The following is a 22628-nucleotide window of genomic DNA, read 5'->3' as shown; positions in this document are numbered from 1 at the left end:
AGTGTAGGAGGCCGCGCGCCCCTCGTTCAGGCCAGGGCCGCCGCCATCCGCCGTACCCCCTCCGTGAGGATCTCCGGAGAGGTCGCCAGGTTCAGGCGCACGTACCCGGCGCCGCCGGTGCCGAAGCGCACGCCGGGGCTGAGGGCGACCCGGCCGCGGTCGAGGAACACCTCGGCGGGGTCGTCGCCGAGGCCGAGCGCACGGCAGTCGAGCCAGGCCAGATAGGTGGCCTCGGCGGGACACGGGCGGACGGCCGGCAGATGCTCGGCGAGCAGGTCGGTCAGCAGGCGCCGGTTGGCGTGGAGGCCGGTCAGCAGGGCGTCCAGCCATTCGATGCCCTCGTTCAGGGCGGCGGTGTGGGCGATGACGCCGAGGTGGCTGGGTCCGTGGCTGACCTCCTCGGGCAGCCGCGCGAGGTCGGCGGCGGCGCCGGTTCCGGCGACGGCCAGCGCGGCCTTGAGTCCGGCCAGGTTCCAGCCCTTGGACGCCGACATCAGCGACAGGCCGCGCTCGGCGCCGGGCACGCTCAGGTACGGCACGTAGGTGACACCGGGGGCGACGAGCGGGGCGTGGATCTCGTCCGCGACGACACGGACGCCGTACCGCTCGGCGAGGTCGGCCACGACGGCCAGTTCGGCGGCGGTGTGCACGGTGCCGGTGGGGTTGTGCGGGCTGCACAGCAGGAACGCGGCCCGGCCGCCGCCCGCGGTCGCCGCCCGGAACGTCGCCGCCAGCCGATCGAGGTCGATGCGCAGGTCGGCACCGAGCCGGGCCTCGACCACGCGGCGGTCCATGTGGCTCACGAACTGGTAGAACGGCGGATACACGGGCGCGTTCACGATCACCGGATCCCCTGGACCGGTGACCAGTTTGAGCATCTCGACCACACCGAGCATCACGTCCGGAACGATCGCGGTGTGCTCCACGGCGATCCCGTGCCAGTTCCAGCGCTTGGCGGCGAACCCGGCCAGCGCTTCGGCGTAGGCGGTGCCGGCGGGGTAGCCGGTGTCCCCGAGGGCGAGCGCGTCGGTGACGGCCCGGACGACCGGCTCGGCGAGGGGTACGTCCATCTCGGCCACCCACAGCGGCAGCACGTCCTCGGGGTAGGCGCGCCACTTCATGCTCGTACGACGTCGCAGCCGCTCCAGGCCGAGGACGCGCAGCGGGTCGGGTTCGCCGGGTGTGTCGTGCGGGATGCTGGTCATGGGGCTCAAGATAGGCGGCTGCGGCGCGACCGGAAACGGGGCGAGCCGGGCGGGCGGGGCGGCCGAGGGCCGCTTCCCGGAGGCCGCCCGCGGCACGTCGGGCTCGGACGGGGAGAACGTCACCGGCGGGACCACGGACGTGTTCGCGCACCCGAGCGTGACGCTGCCGGTGGACCGGGCCGGAGTCGGTGTGGGGCGACGCGCGCAACCGGTCCCGGCCCGGTCCGGACGCGGAAAGCCCGGGACGTGCGGCACAGATCAACTCGGGCGTCTAGATTGCGTCTTGAATGGCGCACCTCTCTTCAGGCATCCAGGAGCTGAACCCACGTGACCGACAACCCGGCAGCCACCAACGACGTGGCCGTGTCGCTGCGCGCCCGTATCAACACCAGCCAGCCGCACACGGCCCGGATATGGAACTACTGGCTCGGCGGCAAGGACAACTACGAGGTCGACCGCGCGGCCGGCGACCAGATCCGCCGGCTCCACCCGGGTATCGGGGAGTACGCGCGCGCCGACCGGCTGTTCCTGGGCCGGGCGGTACGCCACCTGGTCGGCGAGCTCGGCATCCGCCAGTTCCTGGACATCGGCACCGGGCTGCCCACCGCCGACAACACGCACGAGGTCGCCCAGCGGGTCGCCCCGGACGCCCGGATCGTGTACGTCGACAACGACCCGCTCGTCCTCGCGCACGCCCGCGCCCTGCTCACCAGCACGCCCGAGGGCCGGACCGACTACCTGGACGAGGACCTGCGCAACGTCGACGCGATCCTCGAACACGCCTCGAAGACGCTGGACTTCAGCCGGCCGGTGGCACTGATGCTGCTCGGCGTGGTCATCTTCATCGGCGACGACGAGGACCCGTACGGCCTGGTGCGGCAGCTGACGGACCGGCTGCCGTCGGGCAGCCACCTGGTGCTGTCGCACACCATCACCAGCCCGTCGATGCCGGACGTGGACGAGGCGGTCAAGTTCTGGAACGAGCACGGCACTCCGAAGCTGACCCAGCGCACGCCCGAGGACGTCACCCGTTTCTTCGACGGTCTCGAACTGCTGGAGCCGGGCGTGGTGTCCTGCTCGCGCTGGCGCCCGGAGGACGGCGACGGCACCGAGCCGGAGGAGGTCGCCATGTTCGGCGGGGTGGCGCGCAAGGCCTGACGGCGCCTCGCGTGAGCCGGCGGCGGGTGCGGGTCGAGAAGATCACCGCCGCCGGTGAACACCACCGGGCCGGGCCACGTACTCAAGGTCGGGCGCTCGACGACCGGAGGGCCCCGTGGTGCCGGTAGGGGTATCGCGCGTTCGGGTTCGGGAGCCATGCATGAGGCACGCACGACGACGGGTCGTCCGGCGAGTGACACGCCTGGCGGCGGTCGGCGGACTCCTCCTGGGAGGTGCGATGGTCGCCCAGGCGGCCATGGCGAGCGAGACTCCCCCGGCGTCCGCCAGGACGCTCAGCTCGGCCGGGACGGCCGGTGACACGGGCGCCGCGCTGGTGGCGAAGCTCGGCGCGGCGCGGACGGCGGGCAGCTGGATCGGCGGCGACGGGCGGCCCGTCGTAGCGGTGACCGACGCGCAGGCGGCGCAGACGGTACGCCGTGCGGGGGCCCGGGCGAAGGTTGTGTCGCACAGCATGAACGAGCTGAAGTCGGCCACGACGACCCTGCGTTCGGCGCCCCGTGTGGCGGGCACCGCCTGGTCGATGGACTACCGGACCAACCGGATCGTGGTGCAGGCCGACCGCACGGTGTCGGCCGACGACTGGTCCCGGATGACCCAAGTCGCCGCGCGGATAGGCACGTTCGTGCACATGGAGCGCACGAAGGGCACGTTCACCACGCGGCTGAACGGGGCGCAGCCGATCCTGTCGACGGGCGGCCGCTGCTCGGCGGGCTTCAACGTGAGCAACGGGCAGAGCGACTTCATCCTCACCGCCGGCCACTGCGGGCCCGCCGGATCGATCTGGTTCGCCGACAACCAGGGCAACCAGCAGCTGGGCAAGACGGTCACCAGCAACTTCCCCGGCAACGACTTCTCGCTCGTCCAGTACAACTCCGGCAAGGCCGGCGAGGGTGCCGACGTGGTCGCGATCGGCGGCGGCAAGGGCGTGCGGATCACCGGTGCGGCCGATCCGACGGTCGGGCAGCGGGTGTTCCGCAGCGGCAGCACCAGCGGGCTGCACGACGGCCAGGTGACCGGGCTGAACTCGACCGTGAACTATCCCGAGGGCACGGTCACCGGACTCGTCGAGACCAACGTGTGCGCCGAACCGGGCGACAGCGGCGGCCCGCTGTTCTCCGAGGGCGTCGCGCTGGGCGTCACCTCGGGCGGCAACGGGGACTGCAAGACGGGCGGGACGACGTTCTTCCAGCCGATCACCAAGGCGATGGCGGCGCTGAACGTCCGGCTCCTCGTGTCGGCGCAGAACGCGGGCGGCGCCCAGGGCGCGGCACCCTCCCCGGCGCAGTCCGCCGTAGCCGGCCAGGGTGCGGTCGCGCCGAGCGCGGCCTCGCCCGGTTCCTCGGCGCCGGTCACGGCCGCCGCACAGGGTGAGACGCTGCTGGCAAAGCTGACGGACACCCGGAACGTCGGTCCCGGGCTGCTGGTCATCGCGGGGAGTCTGATCGCGCTGGTCGCGACCCGCTACATCCGTGCCGAGCAGGACCGCAAGGCGTACCAGCGGTACTACTCGGCGACGTGGGGCTGACGGGCGAGTTCAGGCCGCCTGGTGCGGCTGCGGGGCCGCCGCGGCCCACTCCATCACGAGGCGCTGGTACTCCGCGCGCTGCTCGGTGGTCAGTGTCCCGCCCGACCGGCGCCACAAGGCCCTGATCTCCTCGTTGACCTCGTCGGCCGATCGCTCGGAGACGGCTTCAACAGTGGTGGACATGTTGTGAAGCATATGCCGGGCGACGTGAAGGCGCTGTGAGTAAGTACACCTGATACGGACATTCCGGACCGTGTTACTCGTCACGTCAATATGTCAAGTGGCGGCGGGAGTTCACGCCCGGTCCGCGCCGAGCACGAGGACCTGGATCGCCAACACCGCCGCTCCGCGCGCCCAGTCGTGGAAGTCGGAGATCTTGGTCTCCAGGCCGACCGGAGCGGCCTGCGGGTGCCGGTGGGCGGCGATGGTGTCGCGCACCGCGTCCCCCGCCACATCCATGAGGCCGACGCCTTCTCCGGCGAGCAGGATCTTCTGCGGCATCGCGAAGTTGGCGATCTGTGCGACCAGAGTGCCCAGGGCCCGGGCGGCCTCGTCGATCACCCGCGAGGCCATGGGCTCGTCCGCGGCCGCAGCGGCGAGGATCTCCTCGTAGGTGGCGTCCTGGCCGGTGGCGGCGCGGATCTGGTAGCGAATGCTGGGGATGCCGAGCAGGGACACGGCGCTGCCGCGCTCGCCGTCCGGGGTGAGCGGGCCGTTGGGGTTGATGATCAGGTGCCGGCCGAAGCCGCGGTCCTCCTCGGCATAGGGCACCCGCTTGCCGCCGAGCACGAGCCCGTAGCCGAAGCCCGCGCCGATGGTCAGGACGACGAACCGGTCGAGGCCGCGCCCGGCGCCGAACCAGGTCTCGGCCTCGACGAGGGCGGCCACGTCGTTCTCCACGACCACCGGCAGCCCGGTGCGCTCCTGGACCAGCTCGCCGAGCGGAACGTTCCGCCACCCCAGGAAGGGCGACTCCCCGACCACCGCACGCTCACGCACCAGCCCGCCCACGCCGATGCCGATGCCCGCGAGGGCCGGGTGGCGCGCGGCCGGTTCGGCGGTCATCTCCGCCAGCAGGTCGGCGACGGCAGCGGGGTCGTGGCCGGTCAGTGGCCGGTCGAGGCGGGCGACGACCTCGCTGCGCAGCGTGGTGACGACGCCGTAGACCATGTCCTCGGTGATCTTGAAGCCGAGGAAGGAGCGGGACTCGGCGACGACGTCGAGCGGCTGCGAGGGCCGACCCTGGCGCGTCTGGGCCGGGGCACCCGCCTCGGGCACCTCCACCAGCAGGCCGGACTCGATCAGCGGCTTGGTCAGCCGGGTGAGGCTGCCCTGCGAGAGATCCAGCCGACGGGCCAGCTCGGTGCGGGACAGCGGGCCGTGCACCAGGACCTCGATCGCCACGGAGCGTTCCCCCGGGCTCAGCGCACCCTGCCGGGCATCGTCGCGCACGAGTCCGCGCGGCAGGGCGGGGTCCGGCTGGAGATCCCCGACTTCGGGGACGCGCCGGACAACTGAGGGCGGCTCAGGTGCCCGGCTTGCGGCCGTACACGAAGACGTCGTCGCCCGTCTTCAGCAACGACCAGTACTTCTTGGCCTCCGTCGTGGTCATGTTGACGCAGCCGTGGGAGCCCGGCGGGTTCCACATGCTGAGGTTCACGGAGTGGAAGGCCTGGCCGCCGTCGAAGAACTGGCTGTAGGGCATCGGCACGTCGTAGATGTCCGAGACGTGGTCGATGTCCCGCCAGTAGATCTTCTTCAGGCCGGTACGGGTCTCGTACCCGTTCCGTCCGGTGCGCACCGGCACGGGCCCGTAGACGAGCCTGTTGCCGTCCTGGATCCAGCTCAGCTGGAGCGAGAGGTTCACGCAGGCGATACGGCCCTTGTTCACCGGGCACTTGCCGTCCTTGTTCGGGTTGTTCCCGACGGCCTTCTGCTTGTTCATCAGGTCCATCACGCCCCAGGTGACGGGCCCGGCGTAGCCGATGGCGGGTGTGATGCCGTGCTTGTTCTGGAAGGCCTGGATGGCCCTGCAGTCGGTGGAGGACTGCTTTCCGTCGACCGGGCGGCCGAGGAACTTCTCCACCTGCTTCTGGTACGGCCCCGCCTGCGTGGTGCAGCTCGCGGCCTGGGCCGGTGCCGCGGTGAAGGCAAGCGTGAGCGGCGCCACCAGTGCGGTGACGCCGAGTGCGACGACACCTCGTCTGCGTATGTCCCCCATGTCGACCCCTTCCCCTTCTCCCCTGTGTTCCCAGGGCCTCCCCCGGGTGGTCCCCTTCGGATTCCCGTGCTCTCGGCCTACTAGACCTGCCGCCCGAGCCGACGGTTGTAGTTCCGGCCACGCTGTGACGGAACGGTGAACTTCGTCGCCGCTTCGTCGCCGCGCGGAGGCCGGGTCAGGCGGTTTCGGGGCTCCCCGAGCACGCGCGCAAGAGGCCCACCGCCCGCGTCAGCGTCTCCTCCGTCGCCGTGAACGGCAGGCGCAGGTGGCGGACGAGGGTGGTGCGGTCGACGGCGAAGTGCGGGCCCGGGGTCACGGCGAGTCCGTGTGCGGCGGCCCGGGCCGCGAGGTCGGTGGCGCTCGTGCCCGCGCCGAGGCGCAGCCACAGGGTGAGGCCGCCGTCCGGGACGGTGTACGTCCATCCGGTCTCGGTGAGCAGGCCGGCGAGGTGGTCGCGCTGGGCGCGCAGCCGGTCGCGGCGGTCGGCGAGGAGGTCCGGGAGCGGTGCGCCGAGGAGTTCGGCGGCGATGAGCTGCTCCAGCGGGGGCGGGGAGAGCTGAGCCTGGAGCGGGCTCAGCCGCAGCTGTCGTACGAGGTCCGCGCTCGCCCTGATCCAGCCGACCCTGAGGCCGCTCCACAGGGTCTTGCTCGCCGAGCCGATCTGGATCACCCGGGCCCCGGCGAGGTGGGGTTCGGTGCCGGGCGGTGTCCTCAGGTCCAGGTCGCGCATCGTCTCGTCGGCGAGGAGGGTCATCCCGTACCGGTCGGCGAGGGCGGCGATCGCACGGCGCGTCGCTGCGTCCATGTGGGCGCCGGTCGGGTTGTGGAAGTCGGGCATCAGGTAGGCGAGTCGGGGACCGTGGCGGCGTACGGCGTCCGTGAGGCGGGCGGTGTCCCAGCCGTCGGGTGCCGTGACGGGGACGGCCAGCAGGCGGGTGCGGCGGGCCCGCAGGACGGCGAGGGCGCCGGGGTAGCTGGGGTTCTCCACGACGACGGGCGACCGGCGGTCGGTGTGGAGGTGGTCGAGGAGCAGGGTGAGGGCGGCCTGGGCGCCCGCGGTGACGAGGATCTGCTCCGGGCGGGTGGCGAGCCCGGCGCGGGTGTAGCGGTCGGCGAGCAGTTCGCGCAGGCGGGGCAGGCCGGCGCCGGTGACGCCGGAGTCGACGAGCAGGGCGGCGCTGCGTTCGGCGGCGTGGGCGAGGGCGGTGCGGAAGGCCTCGTGGGGTGCGGCGGTGACGGCGAGGGTGAGGTCGAGGTCGGCGCCCGGGGCGCCGCCCCGGTCCTGGGACCAGGGCGTGGTGCGCTCGGTGAGCCGGGCGGGCAGGCGGACGACGCTGCCGCTGCCGTGCCGGGTGGCGAGCCAGCCGTCGTCGCGCAGCAGGGTCAGCGCGGCCACCACCGTGCCACGGCTCAGGTGCAGGGTGCGGGCGAGTTCCCGCTCCGAGGGCAGCCGGGAGCCGGCCGGGAGCCGCCCGTCGACGACCGCCTCGCGCACCGCCGTGGCGAGGGAGCGGGCGCGCGGGCCGGGCCGGGCACGCCAGTCATCGAGCGCGGCGACGAAACCTGTGTTCACTGGTCCAGTTTCGCTCAAGTGGACCAGTTGTACGGCTCGCGTCGGGCCTACGCTGCGGCTCATGCACCCCACACTCGCCGACGATCTCGCCCGGCTTCCCGAACTCCTGCAGTCCGCCCGTGACTTCGCCGCCGATGAGGTCGCGGGCCTGGCCGAGCGGCCGGTCGCCGCACCCGGTCGGCCGCCCGGGCGTGCGCCCCTCCCGGACGAGGGCGCGGGCGGCGCGGGCGCCCTCGCGCGGTTCGCCGAGCGATGGGCGCCGGGCTTTTCCGGTTCGGCCGGGCCCCGCTACCTGGGCTTCGTCACCGGCGGCGCGACCCCCGCGTCGGTCGCCGGGGACTGGCTGACCTCCGCGTTCGACCAGAACGTGTCCGGGGCGGTCGGTTCCTGGGCGGCGGAGCTGGAGCGGGAGACCGTGGCGTGGCTGCGCGAGCTGTTCGGGCTGGGCGAGGCGCACAGCGGGGCGTTCGTGACCGGAGCGACGGTGTCCAACACGGTCGGTCTTGCGATCGCCCGCGAGTGGCTCGGCGAGCGGCTCGGGGTGGACGTCTCCCGGGCGGGGGCCGCCGCGCTCGGCCCGGTCGACGTGCTCTCCGGCAGTCCGCACTCCAGCGTGGTGAAGGCCCTGTCGGTGCTGGGCATCGGCCGGGACCGGCTGCGGCGGGTGCCGCTGCTGCCGGGCAACCGGGAGGCCGTGGACGTGGCCGCGCTGGACACCGCACTGGCGGGGCTGGGCGGGCGGCCCGCGATCGTCGTCGCGAACGCGGGGACCGTGGACACCGTCGACTTCGACGACCTGCGGGCGATCGCCGCGTTGAAGGAGCGCCACGAGTTCTGGCTGCACGTGGACGCCGCGTTCGGCGGCTTCGCCGCCCTCTCCCCCGAGTACGCCGCTCTGGTCGACGGGCTGGACGCGGCCGACTCGGTCTGCGTGGACCTGCACAAGTGGCTCAACGTGCCCTATGACGCGGCCGTCCAGTTCACCCGCCGCCGCGACCTCCAGGTCGCCGTGTTCCACAACGCCTCGCCGTACCTGGGCCTGCCCACCGGCGAGCCCGACTTCCTGCACCTCACCCCGGAGAACTCCCGGCGGCTGCGCGCCCTGCCGGCCTGGTTCTCCCTGGCGGCCTACGGCCGGGCCGGGCACCGCGAGATCGTCGAGCGGAACGTGGCCCTCGCCCGCCGGCTGGGCGAGGGCGTCGACGCCCTGCCGGGCCTGCGCCTGCCGGCCCCGGTCCGGCTCAACGTCGTCTGCTTCACGCTCGCCGAGGAGAAGCCGGCGCAGGAGCGGGTGGCCGCGCTGGCGCGGGCGGTCGCCGAGTCCGGGGAGGCGTTCCTGACGCCGACCGTGTACGGCGGGGTGCCCGCGCTGCGGGCCGCGTTCAGCAACTGGCGCACCACCGAGGCCGACGTCCGCCGCGTCCTGGACGTGCTCACGACGGCTTCCGGCTGACGGCTCAGGACTGTTCGAGGGCGGTGCGGAACCCGGTCTGCACGGCCGTCGGGCCGAGTCGGCGCAGCGCGGCCGCGGTCCGCTCCGCCTCGGTCCCGTCCCGGTCGTTCACGGGCACCCGCCCGCCCTCCTCGGCGAGCCGCCGGGCGGTGGCGGCGCCGGTGACGAGAACTCCCTGTCCTGTGACGCGCTTGAGCTCGGTCGTGGGGTGGCCGTAGGTCCGTACGGGCTCGGTTTCACCGGTATCCGGTCACGTCCGCCGGCTTGCCCGGGTCCTGCACCTCGACCAGGTACCGCCAGGCGTCGGGACGGCTGCCGTCGAGGTCGGTGAACCCGTACTCCCGGGCGAGGCCGCCGCTGGAGAGGGACTGCCCGTTGAAGCGGGCCACCTCGGGGTCGCCGGCCAGCGCGGCGACGGCGCGGCCGACGAAGCGGGGGGTCTCGGAGATGGCGAAGTGCGGTTCGCGGTCGAGGGCGTCGCGCCAGTTGTCCTCGCGTACACCGAAGGCGTCGAGCATGATCTCCGAGCGCAGCCAGCCGGGGGTCAGCGCGAGGGCGGTGGCGCCGCGCGGGCCGAGTTCGTGGCCGAGCGCGAAGGCCATGCGCAGCACGGAGGCCTTGGCGAGGTCGTAGAAGAGGTTCACGCGGTAGGTGTCGCGGTTGTACTCGGCGGTGCCGTCGGTGACCTCCACGACCAGTCCGCCCGGGTGGCGCAGCAGGAGCGGCAGCGCGAAGTGGCTGGTGACGGCGTGCGTTTCGACCGCGAGCCGGAGCAGCCGGAGCCCGTTGTCGAGGTCGTGCTCCCACACCGGCGTGTCCCACTCGAAGAGCTTCTCGCCGCCCCAGATGTCGTTGACGAGGAGATCCAGGCGGCCCTGTTCGTCGGCGATGCGGTCCACGAGGGCCCGCACCGCGGACTTGTCCAGGTGATCGACGGGGACGGCGACGCCGTGTCCGCCCGCCGCCGAGACGAGATCGGCGGTGTCCTCGACGGTCTCGGGGCGGTCGTACTCGGAGCGGTGGGCTCGGGTGCTGCGTCCGGTGACGTAGACGGTGGCGCCGGCCGCGCCGAGTTCCACGGCGATGCCTCGCCCCGCGCCCCGGGTCGCCCCCGCGACCAGCGCTACCTTGCCTTCCAGCGGCCCTGCCATGTCCGACCTCCCGTGCGGTACGACTCTCGTCGTCGTCCACTCTCACGGCAATGCCGGACATCTCCTGTCGCCTTTTCTCAGCGGTGCAGTCCGGTCAGTGCCCGCGTGCGATCCACTCCTCCAGGTGGGGTGCCTCGGCGCCGATCGTGGTGGAGTCGCCGTGTCCGGTGAGGACCTTGGTCTCCGGCGGGAGAGTGAGGAGCCGGTCGCGGATGGACTCGATGATCGTCGGGAAGTGGGAGTACGAGCGTCCCGTGGCGCCGGGGCCGCCCTGGAAGAGGGTGTCGCCACTGAAGACGACGCCGAGCCCGGGGTCGTACAGGCAGACGGCGCCGGGGGCGTGGCCCGGGGTGTGCAGAACCGTCAGGTCGGCGCCGGCGGCCTCGATGACCTGGCCGTCGTCGAGATGGCGGTCGGGGTCGCGGTGGGGGTGGGTGAGCTTCCACAGCGGCAGGTCGTCCGGGTGGAGCCAGATGGTGGCGCCGGTGAGGTCGGCGAGGGCGGGGGCCGCGTCGATGTGGTCGTTGTGGGCGTGGGTGCACAGGATGGCGGTGAGCCGGCGGTCGCCGACGGCGCGGGCGATGGCCTCGGCGTCGTGGGCGGCGTCGATGACGACCACCTCGTGGTCGTCGCCGACGATCCACACGTTGTTGTCGACGTCCCAGGTGCCGCCGTCGAGGGTGAACTGGCCGGAGGTGACGAGGCGTTCGATGCGGGCGGTCATCACAGCACCACCACCGAGCGCAGCACGTCGCCCTGGTGCATCCGCTCGAACGCCTTCTCCACCTCGTCGAGTTGGATGGTCTCGGTGACGAACGCGTCCAGCGGCAGGCGGCCCTGGAGATGGAGGTCGATCAGCATCGGGAAGTCCCGGGAGGGCAGACAGTCCCCGTACCAGCTGGACTTGAGCGCGCCGCCGCGCCCGAAGACGTCCAGCAGCGGCAGTTCGAGCTTCATCTCGGGGGTGGGGACGCCGACGAGGACGACGGTGCCGGCCAGATCGCGGGCGTAGAAGGCCTGCTTGTACGTCTCGGGACGGCCGACCGCCTCGATGACGACGTCGGCGCCGAAGCCGCCGGTCAGCTCTCGGATCGCCTCGACCGGGTCGGTCTCCTTGGAGTTGACCGTGTGGGTGGCGCCCAGCGTGCGGGCCTTCTCCAGCTTGCGGTCGTCGATGTCCACGGCGATGATCCGGGCCGCGCCGGCGAGGTTCGACCCGGCGATGGCCGCGTCACCGACGCCACCGCAGCCGATGACGGCGACCGAGTCGCCGCGGCCGACGCCCCCGGTGTTGATGGCGGCGCCGATGCCGGCCATCACGCCGCAGCCGAGCAGCCCGGCCACGGCCGGGGAGACGGCCGGGTCGACCTTGGTGCACTGTCCGGCCGCGACCAGCGTCTTCTCGGCGAACGCGCCGATGCCGAGGGCCGGCGACAGCTCCGTGCCGTCGGTCAGGGTCATCTTCTGCTTCGCGTTGTGGGTGTTGAAGCAGTACCAGGGGCGGCCGCGCAGGCAGGCCCGGCAATTTCCGCACACAGCACGCCAGTTGAGGACGACGAAGTCACCGGGCGCCACATCGGTGACCCCCTCGCCGACCGACTCCACCACGCCGGCGGCCTCGTGGCCGAGCAGGAAGGGGAACTCGTCCGAGATGCCGCCCTGTTTGTAGTGCAGATCGGTGTGACAGACACCGCAGGCCTGGACGCGTACGACGGCTTCGCCGGGTCCCGGGTCCGGGACCACGATCGTCTCGACCCGTACGGGCTCGTCCTTCCCCGGTGCGATCACGCCGCGTACTTCCTGCGCCATGGCCTGGCCCCTTTTCCTCGATGTGCCTTCGGAGCCGACCCTACGCGCGAGGGCCCGTCGACGGCATGGACCACGACGGCGACAGTGGATCTTTCGGCCGTCGCCGCGTGGTCCGGGCGGGCAGCGGTGAGGGCCGTCCCGGGCGGGACGGCCCTCGGGTGCGTGGGGGGGCTCAGGCCTGGACGGCGGGCAGCAGACCGGTCACGGGCGCGACGAGGTCGGTGAGCTGGTGCAGCTCGTTCAGCCGCTGCAGTTCGCTGACCTGGTTCAGCGGGCGGAGTTGGTCCGAGACCCGCGGGATCTGCCCCTGGTGCTGTGCGGGGATGTCGCTGACGGCGAGCGAGTCCACCATGGTCATCGGGTTGATCCGCCCGGAGTTCGATGCGCTCGCGTCGGCCGCGTTCGCCAGCGGAGCGGCGAGGCCCGTGACGCCGACGGCCAGACCGACGGCGGCGACGATACGTCGTGTTGAGATCATGCCCTCAGCAACGGCGGCGGGCCCGGCCCGGACACGGCCCCCGGCCGCCGCTCACCCGTCAGGCGGACCGCCTCGGCTGCGCTTGCCGTTGCCGCCGGGGCGGAGGACTCTCGGAGGTGGGGCCCGTGCGGCCTGTTCCCGCCGGGCCATGGGCGCCTTAAGGAGGTCACCATGGGCGCTGCGACAGGCTCCACCTTCGACACCGAGACACTGCGCCGGGGCATAGAAGGGAACACCGGGAACACCCTGCTCGCCCTCTACGCGGACGACGCCGAGATCCGCATCATCGACCGCAACACCCAGCCAAGTCATCCCAAGGTCCTGCACGGTCGGCGCGAGATAGCCGAGCTGCTCGACGACGTCTACAGCCGCGACATGACGCACAAGCTGGACCACTGCGTCATCCAGGGCGATCGTGCCGCCTTCTCCGAGTCCTGCGAGTACGAGGACGGCACGCGGGTCCTCGCCGAGTCCATGATCACCCTGCGTGACGGGAAGATCGCCGAACAGATTCTGATCCAGGCATGGGACGAGTAGGGAGAAGGGTCGCGAGGGTCCAGGTCACCTCCCGGCTGACCTGGACCTTCTCGGCCCGGGCGACGTTGGGCCGGGCACGTCCCCGCTCTCGGCTGCCAGGACCAGTTTCCGCAACAGGTCTGCAAGTGTCCGCCGCTCTTCTTCGGTCAGTGCTGCGAGCAGCGCACCCTCACCCGCGTCCTCCGCTGCCGCATGCGCCTCGAATGCGGCGTGCCCGGCCCCGGTGAGCCGTACCCGCACCCGCCTGCGGTCACCGGTCTCGTGGGTACGGGTGATCAGCCCGGCCTCCTCGACGGCCCCGAGCCGAGCCGACAGCGCTCCCCGGGTCAGGCCGAGCCGTTCGGCGAGCAGCGAGGGACTCGACTCGTACGGCGGCCCGGACCTGCGCAGCATCAACAGCACCTTGTACTGCCAGTACTTGAGGCCGTCGGAGTCCAGCACGTCCCGGCGGGCCTGGCCGGTGCGCCGGCCGAGGATCGCCAGCCTCGCGATGATCGCCTCCTTGACCGGGTCCAGCCAGTCCAGCTCGCGCGCCCAGACGGCCACGTGCCGGTCCACCGAGTCCTGCACTGTCTGCCTCCCGCAGTGGTTTTCTTGTGGATCATTTTTCGCCCAACTACTTTGCCCGGCATGACCTCTGCAGCGCACGCATTTGTTGATGTCGATGAACTCCTCCGAGCCACACGTGAGTTGAGCGTCGCTGGCCGCTGGGAGCGGGCCGCACGGCTGCTCGACGCGGCCGCCACCGACGATCCCGCCGCCCGTGCACGGATCACCCGGGCCGCGGCCGAAGTCGCCCTGGACCGCGACTGGTTCGCGGGGACGGACACCGCGGCCGAGCGGCTCGAGGCGGCGGAGAAGGAGTTCCCGGACGGCGACTGGGACACCGGCTTCCTCCGGCTCAGGCACAGCTACGGCCGGCTGCTCCTGGTCGACGGCACCCTGCGCATCGGCCCGGACGGCAAGGACCCCGAGGCGCTCGCCGCGCTCCTCGACCGGGCGCGGGAGCTGCACGACAGCGCCCCGGACGAGGTGCGGCGGGGCTGGGCGGCGATGTACCGGGGGCTGATCACGGAGAACCACTTCGCCGAGCGGGCGGCCGCCGCCGGACACTACACGGCCGCGCTGCGCGCCGGAGAGGCCGGCGTGGACGGTCTGCTGGCCCGCGAGGCGCTGCGGCATCTCGGCGACCAGGACCACGACGCCGGTGACGGCGAGCGGGCCGGGGAGCGCTGGCGGCGAGCCACCGCGCTGGGCGCCCGGGCAGGCACGGTGCCGGGCACCCTCTCCCAGCAGTTGCTGCTGGCCGTGCTGGCCCGGGACGCGGGCGACGAGGCGGGCGCCGTCGCGCTGGCGGCGGAGATCGTCCGCTGGGCCGGTGCGATCGGCGCGGACCGGCTGGCCGCCCAGGCGGACGCCTTCCTCGCCGGGGCGGATCCCACGGCACCCGGGCCCACGGACGCGGACTGAGCGCCGCCCGCACTCTCGGTTAGGCTGTGGGCGGGCCGTGACTGGCGCTGAGGTGGAGTACCACCGGGGAGCGGCCCGTGGAGCATGCCGCGCGCCTGGGCGATGAAGGTCAACCCAGCTCAGGAGCGCAGATGACACAGGCCCGGCTCATGGACGGCACCGCCCTCGCCCGCCGCATCGTCGAGGAGACCGCGAAGAAGGCCGCCGATCTCACCGAGCGGACGGGCAGCACGCCCTGTCTGGCCACGGTGCTGGTCGGCGAGGACCCGGCGTCCGTCACCTACGTCCGCATGAAGCAGAACCGCTGCCGCAAGGCCGGCATCGAGTCCCGGCACGTGGCGCTGCCCGCCGCCACGACCACCGCCGAACTCGTCGGCACCCTGCGGGAGTTGTCGGCCGATCCGACCGTGCACGGCATTCTGCTCCAGCACCCGGTGGGCGACCACATCGACGAGCGGGCCGCGTTCGAGGCGATCGCGCCGGAGAAGGACGTCGACGGTGTCACCTTCGCCTCGTTCGCCACGATGAGCTTCGGCCTGCCGGGCTTCGTCTCCTGCACGCCCGGCGGCATCATCCGGCTGCTCGACGAGTACGACGTCGACCCGGCCGGGAAGCGGGCCGTGGTGGTGGGCCGCAGCGCGATCCTCGGCAAGCCGGTGGGCATGCTGCTGCTGGCCCGGGACGCGACCGTGACGTACTGCCACTCGCGCACCCGGGACCTGTCGGCCGCGGTCCGCGAGGCGGACATCGTGGTCGCCGCCGTGGGCCGGCCGCGTCTCATCCGGGGCCAGGACATCAAGCCGGGCGCGGTCGTCGTCGACGCGGGCTACAACGCGGGGAACGTCGGCGACGTCGACTTCGACTCGGCCGTGGAGCGGGCCTCCCTGATCACGCCGGTGCCGGGCGGTGTCGGCCCGATGACGATCGCCACGCTGCTGGAGCAGACCGTCGACGGCGCCGCCCGGCAGCTCGGGGTGTGATCAGCGCATCCAGGCGCGGTACTCCATGACGTCCCCGGCCTTCACCCGGTACGCGCGCTCGGCCCGGGTGAAGGTGGTCTCCATGCCGAGCACGGCGCCGGTGCGCGGTTCCAGGATCAGCATGTGGCGGACGCCCCGGGTGTCGTACACGTACGCATGACCGGGGCGGCCCAGGCGGTCGGTCACCTCACCGGCCGGCCGCACCCCCTCGGCCTCGGCGAACAGCCGGACGAGGGCCGCCGACTCGCGGGCGCCCAGGGTCCAGTGGTCGAGCAGTTCCCCGACGGCGTCGAACAGTTCGGCGGTCTTCAGCGGGGCCGTGCTGCGGTTGATCTCGGGCCGGACGATCTCGGTGAGGTAGGCCCGCAGACGCGCCGCGGTGTGCGGCGGGGTTCCCTCGGGCGGGACGTCGCTCCACATCGGCGGGTACGTCGTCCGGCTGACCACATGACCGTCCGCCACCTCGTGCGGGTCGTCGCCCTCGTCGGTGAGGACCGGGCGGCCCGGCCTGCGCGGGTCGGTCGCCACGACCAGTTCGGTGTGGCTGTCGTCCGACCGCCAGCGCACCACCCGCTCCTCCGGGACGGTGACGGGGTGCTTGCCGTCGCTCATGCCGAGGCTCCACGACTGCACGTGTGTGCCCTTGCGCAGGCGCGGTGAGCCGCCCGACGCGGCCGCGTCGGCCAGGGCGACCATCTCCTTGAGGGGGACGGGCGTGGAGTGCAGGCGGACGGTCAGCGGGCGCGGCGCGGCGACGGCCCGCGGTGTGCTCGGACCGCCGAGCACGGCGTTGACTGCGACCACCAGGACGACGGCGGTGGCGGCGAGACCCCAGACCAGCCGGGCGCGCGGGGTACGGCCGGGGAGCGCCGGAAGCAGCCGGAGACGGCGCCGTCGGCGGTCCTCGTGCAGCAGCTGCTCCAACTGCCGCTCGGCGCGGTGGTCCAGCGGCCCGTCGCCGAAGTGAGGGGCGTCGGTCGGCACCGGGTTGGCGCGGCGGAGGAGTTCGAGTTCGTCAGCCATGTCGGTGGTCCTCGCAGAGGGTCGCTTCGGCGGGGGCGGGCAGGGCTGCCGCGGCGGGCCGCATCCGGTCGATCTCGGCTCTCAGCCGGCGCCGGGCCCGGTGCAGGCGCATGACCGCCGCCCGTCTGCCGCAGCCGAGGGCCACCGCGATCTCCTCGGCGTCGAGTTCCTCCCATGCCGCGAGGCGCAGCACTTCCTGGTCCGCCGGGGAGAGCCGGGCCAGCGCCTCGTGCACCCAGGCGCCGGGGGCCTCCATGTCGGGGCTGTCCACGATGTGCCGGCCGTGCGCCGCCTCGTCGTTGCCCAGCCGGTCCACCAGCCGGCGCCGCCGTCCGTAGCCGCGTACCGCGTTGGCCAGGCAGTTGCGTGCCACCCCGTACAGCCAGGGCAGCGGCGCCTCGGGCAGGTCGGACCGGCGGCGCCAGGCCACCGTGAACACCTCCGCCACCACTTCCTCCACCTCGTCGGCCGGCCCCTGCAGTCGCCTGGCGACATAGCGGCTGACCGCCCAGTAGTGCTCGCGATAGGCAGCGGCGAAGATCTCGTCGTTGCTCATGTTCGGTACGTGTCCGGCACCCCCCGGATCGTCACACCCTTCTTCCGTGATGCTCGTCGCGCCGTCCGAGTGTGACCGACGGGCCGGGCGCGGACACAGGCGGGGCGTGAAGAGGATCAGAGACATCAGGGCCGTGCGGTGGCTGACGACCACCGATCACAAGACGATCGGAACGCTCTACTTGGTCACAGCGTTCGCGTTCTTCCTGATCGGTGGTGTGATGGCGCTGCTCATGCGCGCCGAGCTGGCCCGTCCGGGCCTGCAGATCATGTCGAACGAGCAGTTCAACCAGGCGTTCACGATGCACGGCACGATCATGCTGCTGATGTTCGCGACGCCGCTGTTCGCCGGTTTCGCGAACTGGATCATGCCGCTGCAGATCGGCGCGCCCGACGTGGCGTTCCCGCGGCTGAACATGTTCGCCTACTGGCTCTACCTGTTCGGCTCGCTCATCGCGGTGGGCGGCTTCCTCACCCCGCAGGGGGCGGCCGACTTCGGCTGGTTCGCCTACTCCCCGCTGTCGGACGCGGTCCGCTCGCCGGGCATCGGCGCCGACATGTGGATCATGGGTCTGGCCTTCTCCGGCTTCGGCACCATCCTCGGCGCGGTCAACTTCATCACCACGATCATCTGCATGCGTGCCCCGGGCATGACCATGTTCCGCATGCCGATCTTCGTGTGGAACGTGCTGCTGACGGGTGTGCTCGTCCTGCTGGCCTTCCCGGTGCTGGCGGCCGCGCTGTTCGCCCTGGAGGCGGACCGCAAGTTCGGCGCCCATGTATTCGACGCCGCGAACGGGGGAGCCCTGCTGTGGCAACACCTCTTCTGGTTCTTCGGCCATCCAGAGGTGTACATCATCGCGCTGCCGTTCTTCGGCATCATCTCCGAGGTCATCCCGGTCTTCTCGCGTAAGCCGATGTTCGGCTACATGGGTCTGATCGCGGCCACCATCTCCATCGCCGGTCTGTCCGTGACGGTGTGGGCCCACCACATGTACGTCACCGGCGGTGTGCTGCTGCCGTTCTTCTCCTTCATGACGTTCCTGATCGCCGTACCGACCGGTGTGAAGTTCTTCAACTGGATCGGAACCATGTGGCGCGGCAGCCTCTCCTTCGAGACGCCGATGCTGTGGGCGACGGGCTTCCTGGTGACGTTCGTGTTCGGTGGCCTGACCGGGGTGATGCTGGCCTCGCCGCCGCTGGACTTCCCGACCTCCGACACCTATTTCGTGGTGGCCCACTTCCACTACGTCATCTTCGGCACGGTCGTCTTCGCCATGTTCTCCGGCTTCCACTTCTGGTGGCCGAAGTGGACCGGCAGGATGCTGGACGAGCGCCTCGGCAAGATCACGTTCTGGACCCTGTTCATCGGCTTCCACGGCACGTTCCTCGTGCAGCACTGGCTGGGCGTCAACGGCATGCAGCGCCGGATCCCCGACTATCTGGCGGTCGAAGGGCTCACCACGCTCAACACGGTCTCGACGATCTTCTCGTTCCTGCTCGGCGCGTCCATGCTCCCGTTCTTCTACAACGTCTGGAAGACGGCCAAGTACGGCGAGAAGGTCGAGACCGACGACCCCTGGGGCTACGGCCGTTCCCTCGAGTGGGCGACCTCCTGCCCGCCGCCCCGGCACAACTTCCTCTCCCTCCCGCAGATCCGCAGCGAATCCCCGGCGTTCGACCTGCACCATCCGCGGGTCGGGCGGCAGGAGCGGGAGCTGACCGCGCGATGAGCACGGGAGAGGAACGGGCGCTCGTCCAGGAGATCGAGGGCCATCTGCTGCTCGCCGCCGCACGGGAGGAGGGCCGTACGGCGGCGGCCCGTGCGGCCGCCCGGCTCGGCTGGCTCACCGACACCCAACGGGACGATCTGGAGCGGCTCTTCGAGACGGAGTACCTGGCCCTGTCCCGCACCTCGTGGCGGCGCACCGCCGAACGCGCCGAGGAGCTGCGGCACACCTACGAGGCCAGGTACCGGGCGCTGCGGCAGCGGCTGGTGGCCTGGTGCGTGCTGGGCTGCGCCCTGCCGGCGGCGACGAGCCTGCTGGTGCTCGCCGCCGCCTAGGCCGCGGTGTCAGGTCCGGGACCACCTCTGGTTGTCGCCGCCGTTGCAGGCCCACAGCACCAGGGACGTGCCGTTGCCGGTGCCGCCGTTGTACGCGTCCAGGCACAGGCCCGCGTGGACGTTGGTGATCGTGCCGTCGGCGTTCACGTTCCACTGCTGGTTGCTCTGGCCGTTGCAGTCCCAGATCACCACCTTGGTGCCGTTGGTGGTGCCGAGGTTGTAGGCGTCGAGGCACTTGTCGCCGTAGACCACGAGTTCCTTGCGGGAGGTGTAGGTCCAGTCCTGATTGGCGCCACCGTTGCAGTCCCACAGTTCGGCCTGGGTGCCGTTGGTGATCGTGTTGTCGTAGACGTCGGCGCAGCGGCCGGACTGCTTGCCGGCGAGCAGGGTGCCACTGGTGCCGGGGACGGGTCTCACCGTGAGGGTGCCCAGGGTGGGACCGCCGGTCAGGGTCAGGGAGTTGCTGGATCCCTTGGTGAGGTGCACCTGGGCCGAGACCGTGCCCGGGGTGGATCCGGTGGGCGGGAAGGAGACGGTGGTCGCGGTCTGCCCGTTGACCTGGAGCGTGCCGGTGACGGCGGTGGACGCCGTGTTGGTGTAGGCGAGGTCGACCACGTCCAGGCCGGTGCCCGCCGCACCGACGCCGGTGTACTTGCCGGTGGACGTGGTGCTGTAGCCGCTGCTCGCCGCCTCGGTGCCGGTCACCTTGAGCATCACCGAGCCGCCCGCGGGGACGCTGGTGGTGTAACTCGTCGCGTAGGAGCCGAGGTTCTGCTGCGCCCACAGGTCGCGGACGCTCGCCACGGCACCGGTGAGGCCGAGGTCGGACCAGCGGACGGTGATGTCCTTGGCGGACGAGGTGCGGTTGAGGAGCACGACGGCCCGGTTCCCGGTGCCGGTGAGGACCTTGCCGTACACCTGCAGGCCCGTCGTGTCCTCGGCGACCTTGACGCCCTGGAGGCCGCGCGGGTCCTGGTCGACGGCGATGACGTCCGGGTTCTTGAGGACGGCGGCCGTCTCGCTCGACATGGTGGTGAGGTCGTTGCCGGCCAGGAGCGGGGCGCCGGAGATCGCCCACAGGGACATGTGGGTGCGGTTCTGCGCGGCGGTGAAGCCGGGCATGCCGACCATCAGCATGTCGGGGTCGTTGTAGTAGCCCGTGTGCTGTGCGGCCGGGTGCAGGGCCTGGTCGAAGTTGGACAGCATGTCGGTCTGCGAAGGCGCGTTGCCGTAGTAGACGATGTCCGTGCTGGTCCGCCACATGGGGGCGAGGCCCGGCGCCCAGTTCCAGGGGTTCTTCTTGCCCCAGTTGCAGGCCGAGAGGGTCAGCGGGCGGCCGGTGGTGGCGGTGGCCCTGGTGACGGCGGAGCTGATCGCCTTGTACGTGGTCGCCGCGTCCAGCCCTTCGGCGTCACCGCCGCACCAGTCGACCTTCACGAAGTCGAAACCCCACGTGGAGAACTGCAGCATGTCCTGGTCGTAGTGGCCCTCGCTGCCGGTGTTCGCGGCGGCGGGGCGGCCGGTCGGGTAGTAGTAGCCGCAGCCGTTCTTGCCCGCGTCGGTGTAGATGCCGGCCTTCAGACCCTTGCTGTGGATGTAGTCGGCGATGGCGCTCATGCCGCCGGGCCACTCGGAGGTGTCGACGGTGATGTTGCCGGCACTGTCCCGGGTGCCCTGCCACCAGCCCTCGTCGATGTTGACGTACTGGTATCCGGCGGCGGGGAGTCCGGCCGAGACGAACGCGTCGACCTGCTGCTTGACGACGCTGTGGTCGATCTTCGCGGCGAAGCTGTTCCAGGAGGCCCAGCCCATGGGGGCGGTGGGGACGGACACCTGACGGGTGGTCGCCGCCTGCGCCGGGCCCGGCTGGGCGAACAGGAGGGCGGCGGCCGCGGTCAGGGCGAGGACCAGGGCGCGTACGGCGGCGGTTCTGCAGCGTCTTGCGAGACCGGGTGGGGGGTACATCGGCTCCTCCGCGTGCGGGACGGCATACATCGGCGATCGAGATTTCGAACAAGGATCGGCTAACCGAACATACTGCGCGCCGACCGTAGAGCCGCCCCGGGGTGAAGTCAACGGATGCGGCAGGCGTGAAGTCGTCGGGCGCGCCGGGTCGTTGGGCCGCTGTACGGCGCGGCGCCGCCATACTGGCCGCCATGCGGGTTGCCATCATGACGGCGGGATCCCGGGGCGACGTGGCCCCTTACACCGGCCTCGGGTACCGGCTCGGCCGCGCCGGGCACGAGGTCACCCTGGTCACACACGGCTGCTTCGAGCCGCTGGTGGCGGGTTCCGGGGTGCGGTTCCACGCGCTGCCGGTCGATCCGCGCGCGGAGCTGGAGTCACCGCGGGGCCGGGGGCTGCACCGCAGCACCAGCGGCGCCGGGAAGCTGGTGCGGGTGGTCGAGCTGGCCCGGCGGCTGGTGGGGCGGATGACCGACGACCTGGTGGCGGCGGCACGGCAGAGCGATGTGCTGCTGCTGTCGGCCTCGCTGGCACCGCTCGGGCACGCCATCGCCGAGGGGCTGCGACTGCCGAGCATGGGCCTCTACCTGCAACCCCTCGCCCCCACCCAGGAGTTCGCCCCTCCGGTGCTCGGTGGTGGCACGTTCGGGGCTCCGACCAACCGGCTCGCCGGGCACGGAGTGAACCTCGCCGTGGAGCACGTCTTCGCCGCGACCGTGCCTGCGGTCCGCGCCCGCCTCGGGCTGCCGCCGGTCGGCACCGGCCCCGCCCGGCGTGCCCGGGAGCGGCGGCTCTGGCCGGTGCACCACGGCTTCAGCCCGCTGGTGGTGCCCAGACCCCGGGACTGGCGGCCGGGCCTGGACGTGTGCGGCTACTGGTGGCCGTACGATTCCGAGAATGAACTCCCTTACAAACTACGGGAGTTCCTCGACGCCGGTCCGCCGCCGGTGTTCGTCGGGCTGGGCAGCGCCACCGTGCCGGACGCCCGTCGGCTGAGCGCACAGGTCGTGGCGGCGCTGCGGCGGGCCGGGCTGCGTGGGGTGATCCAGCGCGGCTGGGGCGGCCTCGCGGCGGACGGCGACGACATGCTGACCATCGGCGAGGTGGCGCACTCGGCGCTCTTCCCGCGGACGGCCGCCGTGGTCCACCACGCCGGGGCGGGCACGACCGCGGCGGGCCTGCGTGCCGGGGTGCCGGCCGTGCCGGTCCCGATCCAGTTCGACGAGGGGTTCTGGTCCGCCCGGCTGGTGTCGCTGGGCGTCGCCCCGGCCGCCGTACCGCTGCGCCGGCTGACCGTCGGCGCCCTGTCCACGGCGCTGCTCCGGGCGACACGCGAGGCGTCGTACGCCGAGCGGGCCCGAGCGCTCGGCGCGCGGATCCGTGCGGAGGACGGGGTGACGCCGGTGCTGGACGCGGTGAACGCACTGGGCGGCTGATCC

General features: G+C 72.1%; 23 protein-coding genes and 1 riboswitch. Of the genes, 10 read left to right on the top strand and 13 right to left on the bottom strand.

Translation table 11 applies throughout. The features are described from left to right. Nucleotides 1–26 precede the first annotated feature (26 nt). Nucleotides 27–1205, bottom strand: coding sequence for a MalY/PatB family protein (locus ACIRVH_RS07910; RefSeq protein ID WP_403949371.1), 1179 nt, complete (start codon nucleotides 1203–1205; stop codon nucleotides 27–29). Nucleotides 1206–1532: 327 nt separating this feature from the next. Here ACIRVH_RS07910 and ACIRVH_RS07905 point away from each other — a divergent pair, with 327 nt between their 5' ends. Next, on the top strand, nucleotides 1533–2363 hold the full coding sequence (locus tag ACIRVH_RS07905) for an SAM-dependent methyltransferase (RefSeq protein ID WP_403949368.1): 831 nt from the start codon (nucleotides 1533–1535) through the stop codon (nucleotides 2361–2363). A gap of 160 nt (nucleotides 2364–2523) precedes the next feature. Beyond that, nucleotides 2524–3909: a S1 family peptidase gene (locus ACIRVH_RS07900; RefSeq protein WP_403949367.1), complete on the top strand. Its 1386-nt coding sequence runs from the start codon at nucleotides 2524–2526 to the stop codon at nucleotides 3907–3909. A 9-nt stretch (nucleotides 3910–3918) separates the two neighbouring features. Here ACIRVH_RS07900 and ACIRVH_RS07895 read toward each other — a convergent pair whose 3' ends face one another. After that, nucleotides 3919–4104 (bottom strand): hypothetical protein, encoded by a 186-nt coding sequence (locus ACIRVH_RS07895; protein WP_403949365.1) that lies wholly within the window; start codon nucleotides 4102–4104, stop codon nucleotides 3919–3921. 99 nt (nucleotides 4105–4203) lie between these two features. After that, nucleotides 4204–5313, bottom strand: a complete 1110-nt coding sequence (locus tag ACIRVH_RS07890; RefSeq protein WP_403949362.1) for an ROK family protein — start codon at nucleotides 5311–5313, stop codon at nucleotides 4204–4206. Here ACIRVH_RS07890 and ACIRVH_RS07885 point away from each other — a divergent pair. Continuing rightward, entirely contained in the window at nucleotides 5290–5427 is a 138-nt protein-coding gene (locus ACIRVH_RS07885) for a hypothetical protein (RefSeq protein WP_403949970.1), read from the top strand. The two genes, ACIRVH_RS07890 and ACIRVH_RS07885, sit on opposite strands and share 24 nt — an antisense overlap. A 7-nt stretch (nucleotides 5428–5434) precedes the next feature. Here ACIRVH_RS07885 and ACIRVH_RS07880 read toward each other — a convergent pair whose 3' ends face one another. Then, complete coding sequence (locus tag ACIRVH_RS07880) at nucleotides 5435–6130, bottom strand: L,D-transpeptidase (RefSeq protein WP_403949360.1); 696 nt, start codon at nucleotides 6128–6130, stop codon at nucleotides 5435–5437. 175 nt (nucleotides 6131–6305) lie between these two features. Next, entirely contained in the window at nucleotides 6306–7703 is a 1398-nt protein-coding gene (locus ACIRVH_RS07875) for a PLP-dependent aminotransferase family protein (protein ID WP_403949358.1), read from the bottom strand. Between the two features lie 61 nt (nucleotides 7704–7764). Here ACIRVH_RS07875 and ACIRVH_RS07870 point away from each other — a divergent pair, with 61 nt between their 5' ends. Further along, a complete protein-coding gene (locus tag ACIRVH_RS07870) occupies nucleotides 7765–9156 on the top strand; it encodes a pyridoxal phosphate-dependent decarboxylase family protein (RefSeq protein WP_403949356.1) in 1392 nt (463 codons plus the stop codon). Between the two features lie 236 nt (nucleotides 9157–9392). Here ACIRVH_RS07870 and ACIRVH_RS07865 read toward each other — a convergent pair whose 3' ends face one another. The 4 genes from ACIRVH_RS07865 to ACIRVH_RS07850 all read right to left on the bottom strand — a co-directional run bounded on the left by ACIRVH_RS07865 (nucleotide 9393) and on the right by ACIRVH_RS07850 (nucleotide 12594). Further along, nucleotides 9393–10307 carry an SDR family oxidoreductase gene (locus ACIRVH_RS07865; RefSeq protein WP_403949353.1) on the bottom strand — a complete coding sequence of 305 codons (915 nt, stop codon included), beginning with the start codon at nucleotides 10305–10307 and terminating at the stop codon, nucleotides 9393–9395. Nucleotides 10308–10401: 94 nt separating this feature from the next. After that, a complete protein-coding gene (locus ACIRVH_RS07860; protein ID WP_403949350.1) occupies nucleotides 10402–11031 on the bottom strand; it encodes an MBL fold metallo-hydrolase in 630 nt (209 codons plus the stop codon). After that, entirely contained in the window at nucleotides 11031–12116 is a 1086-nt protein-coding gene (locus ACIRVH_RS07855; protein ID WP_403949348.1) for an S-(hydroxymethyl)mycothiol dehydrogenase, read from the bottom strand. Before ACIRVH_RS07855 ends, ACIRVH_RS07860 begins: the two co-directional genes overlap by 1 nt. A gap of 172 nt (nucleotides 12117–12288) precedes the next feature. Beyond that, nucleotides 12289–12594 (bottom strand): hypothetical protein, encoded by a 306-nt coding sequence (locus ACIRVH_RS07850; RefSeq protein WP_403949345.1) that lies wholly within the window; start codon nucleotides 12592–12594, stop codon nucleotides 12289–12291. 171 nt (nucleotides 12595–12765) lie between these two features. Between ACIRVH_RS07850 and ACIRVH_RS07845 the strand changes: the two genes are divergently transcribed. After that, entirely contained in the window at nucleotides 12766–13131 is a 366-nt protein-coding gene (locus tag ACIRVH_RS07845) for a nuclear transport factor 2 family protein (protein ID WP_403949342.1), read from the top strand. Nucleotides 13132–13155: 24 nt separating this feature from the next. Here the strand turns inward: ACIRVH_RS07845 and ACIRVH_RS07840 are convergent, their stop codons facing one another. Further along, a complete protein-coding gene (locus ACIRVH_RS07840; RefSeq protein ID WP_403949339.1) occupies nucleotides 13156–13701 on the bottom strand; it encodes a MarR family winged helix-turn-helix transcriptional regulator in 546 nt (181 codons plus the stop codon). 120 nt (nucleotides 13702–13821) lie between these two features. Between ACIRVH_RS07840 and ACIRVH_RS07835 the strand changes: the two genes are divergently transcribed. Both ACIRVH_RS07835 and ACIRVH_RS07830 read left to right on the top strand, forming a co-directional pair. Then, nucleotides 13822–14601 carry a hypothetical protein gene (locus tag ACIRVH_RS07835; protein WP_403949337.1) on the top strand — a complete coding sequence of 260 codons (780 nt, stop codon included), beginning with the start codon at nucleotides 13822–13824 and terminating at the stop codon, nucleotides 14599–14601. 27 nt (nucleotides 14602–14628) lie between these two features. Then, nucleotides 14629–14709, top strand: a riboswitch (ZMP/ZTP riboswitch). A gap of 23 nt (nucleotides 14710–14732) precedes the next feature. Beyond that, nucleotides 14733–15581: a bifunctional 5,10-methylenetetrahydrofolate dehydrogenase/5,10-methenyltetrahydrofolate cyclohydrolase gene (locus tag ACIRVH_RS07830; RefSeq protein WP_403949335.1), complete on the top strand. Its 849-nt coding sequence runs from the start codon at nucleotides 14733–14735 to the stop codon at nucleotides 15579–15581. Here the strand turns inward: ACIRVH_RS07830 and ACIRVH_RS07825 are convergent, their stop codons facing one another. Together ACIRVH_RS07825 and ACIRVH_RS07820 are read right to left on the bottom strand one after the other, a co-directional pair. Next, a complete protein-coding gene (locus ACIRVH_RS07825) occupies nucleotides 15582–16604 on the bottom strand; it encodes a CU044_5270 family protein (RefSeq protein WP_403949333.1) in 1023 nt (340 codons plus the stop codon). Beyond that, nucleotides 16597–17160, bottom strand: a complete 564-nt coding sequence (locus ACIRVH_RS07820; RefSeq protein WP_403949331.1) for an RNA polymerase sigma factor — start codon at nucleotides 17158–17160, stop codon at nucleotides 16597–16599. Before ACIRVH_RS07820 ends, ACIRVH_RS07825 begins: the two co-directional genes overlap by 8 nt. 106 nt (nucleotides 17161–17266) lie before the next feature. Between ACIRVH_RS07820 and ctaD the strand changes: the two genes are divergently transcribed. Both ctaD and ACIRVH_RS07810 read left to right on the top strand, forming a co-directional pair. Continuing rightward, nucleotides 17267–18892: a cytochrome c oxidase subunit I gene (gene ctaD / locus ACIRVH_RS07815; RefSeq protein WP_403949330.1), complete on the top strand. Its 1626-nt coding sequence runs from the start codon at nucleotides 17267–17269 to the stop codon at nucleotides 18890–18892. Then, the gene (locus tag ACIRVH_RS07810) at nucleotides 18889–19224 is read left to right on the top strand and encodes a hypothetical protein (protein WP_403949327.1); all 336 of its coding nucleotides are present in this window, start codon (nucleotides 18889–18891) and stop codon (nucleotides 19222–19224) included. The genes ctaD and ACIRVH_RS07810 overlap by 4 nt, the downstream gene beginning before the upstream one ends. A 9-nt stretch (nucleotides 19225–19233) precedes the next feature. Here ACIRVH_RS07810 and ACIRVH_RS07805 read toward each other — a convergent pair whose 3' ends face one another. Next, nucleotides 19234–21189, bottom strand: coding sequence for a ricin-type beta-trefoil lectin domain protein (locus ACIRVH_RS07805; RefSeq protein WP_403949324.1), 1956 nt, complete (start codon nucleotides 21187–21189; stop codon nucleotides 19234–19236). A gap of 206 nt (nucleotides 21190–21395) precedes the next feature. On the opposite strand from ACIRVH_RS07805, the gene ACIRVH_RS07800 reads away from it, so the two are divergent. Continuing rightward, complete coding sequence (locus tag ACIRVH_RS07800; protein ID WP_403949939.1) at nucleotides 21396–22625, top strand: glycosyltransferase; 1230 nt, start codon at nucleotides 21396–21398, stop codon at nucleotides 22623–22625. Nucleotides 22626–22628: the final 3 nt, after the last annotated feature.

The organism is Streptomyces sp. NPDC101165, assembly GCF_044768135.1.
Lineage (GTDB): Bacteria > Actinomycetota > Actinomycetes > Streptomycetales > Streptomycetaceae > Streptomyces.
Note: the sequence above shows the minus strand (reverse complement) of the source record. Positions and strands in the feature narration are given on the sequence as shown.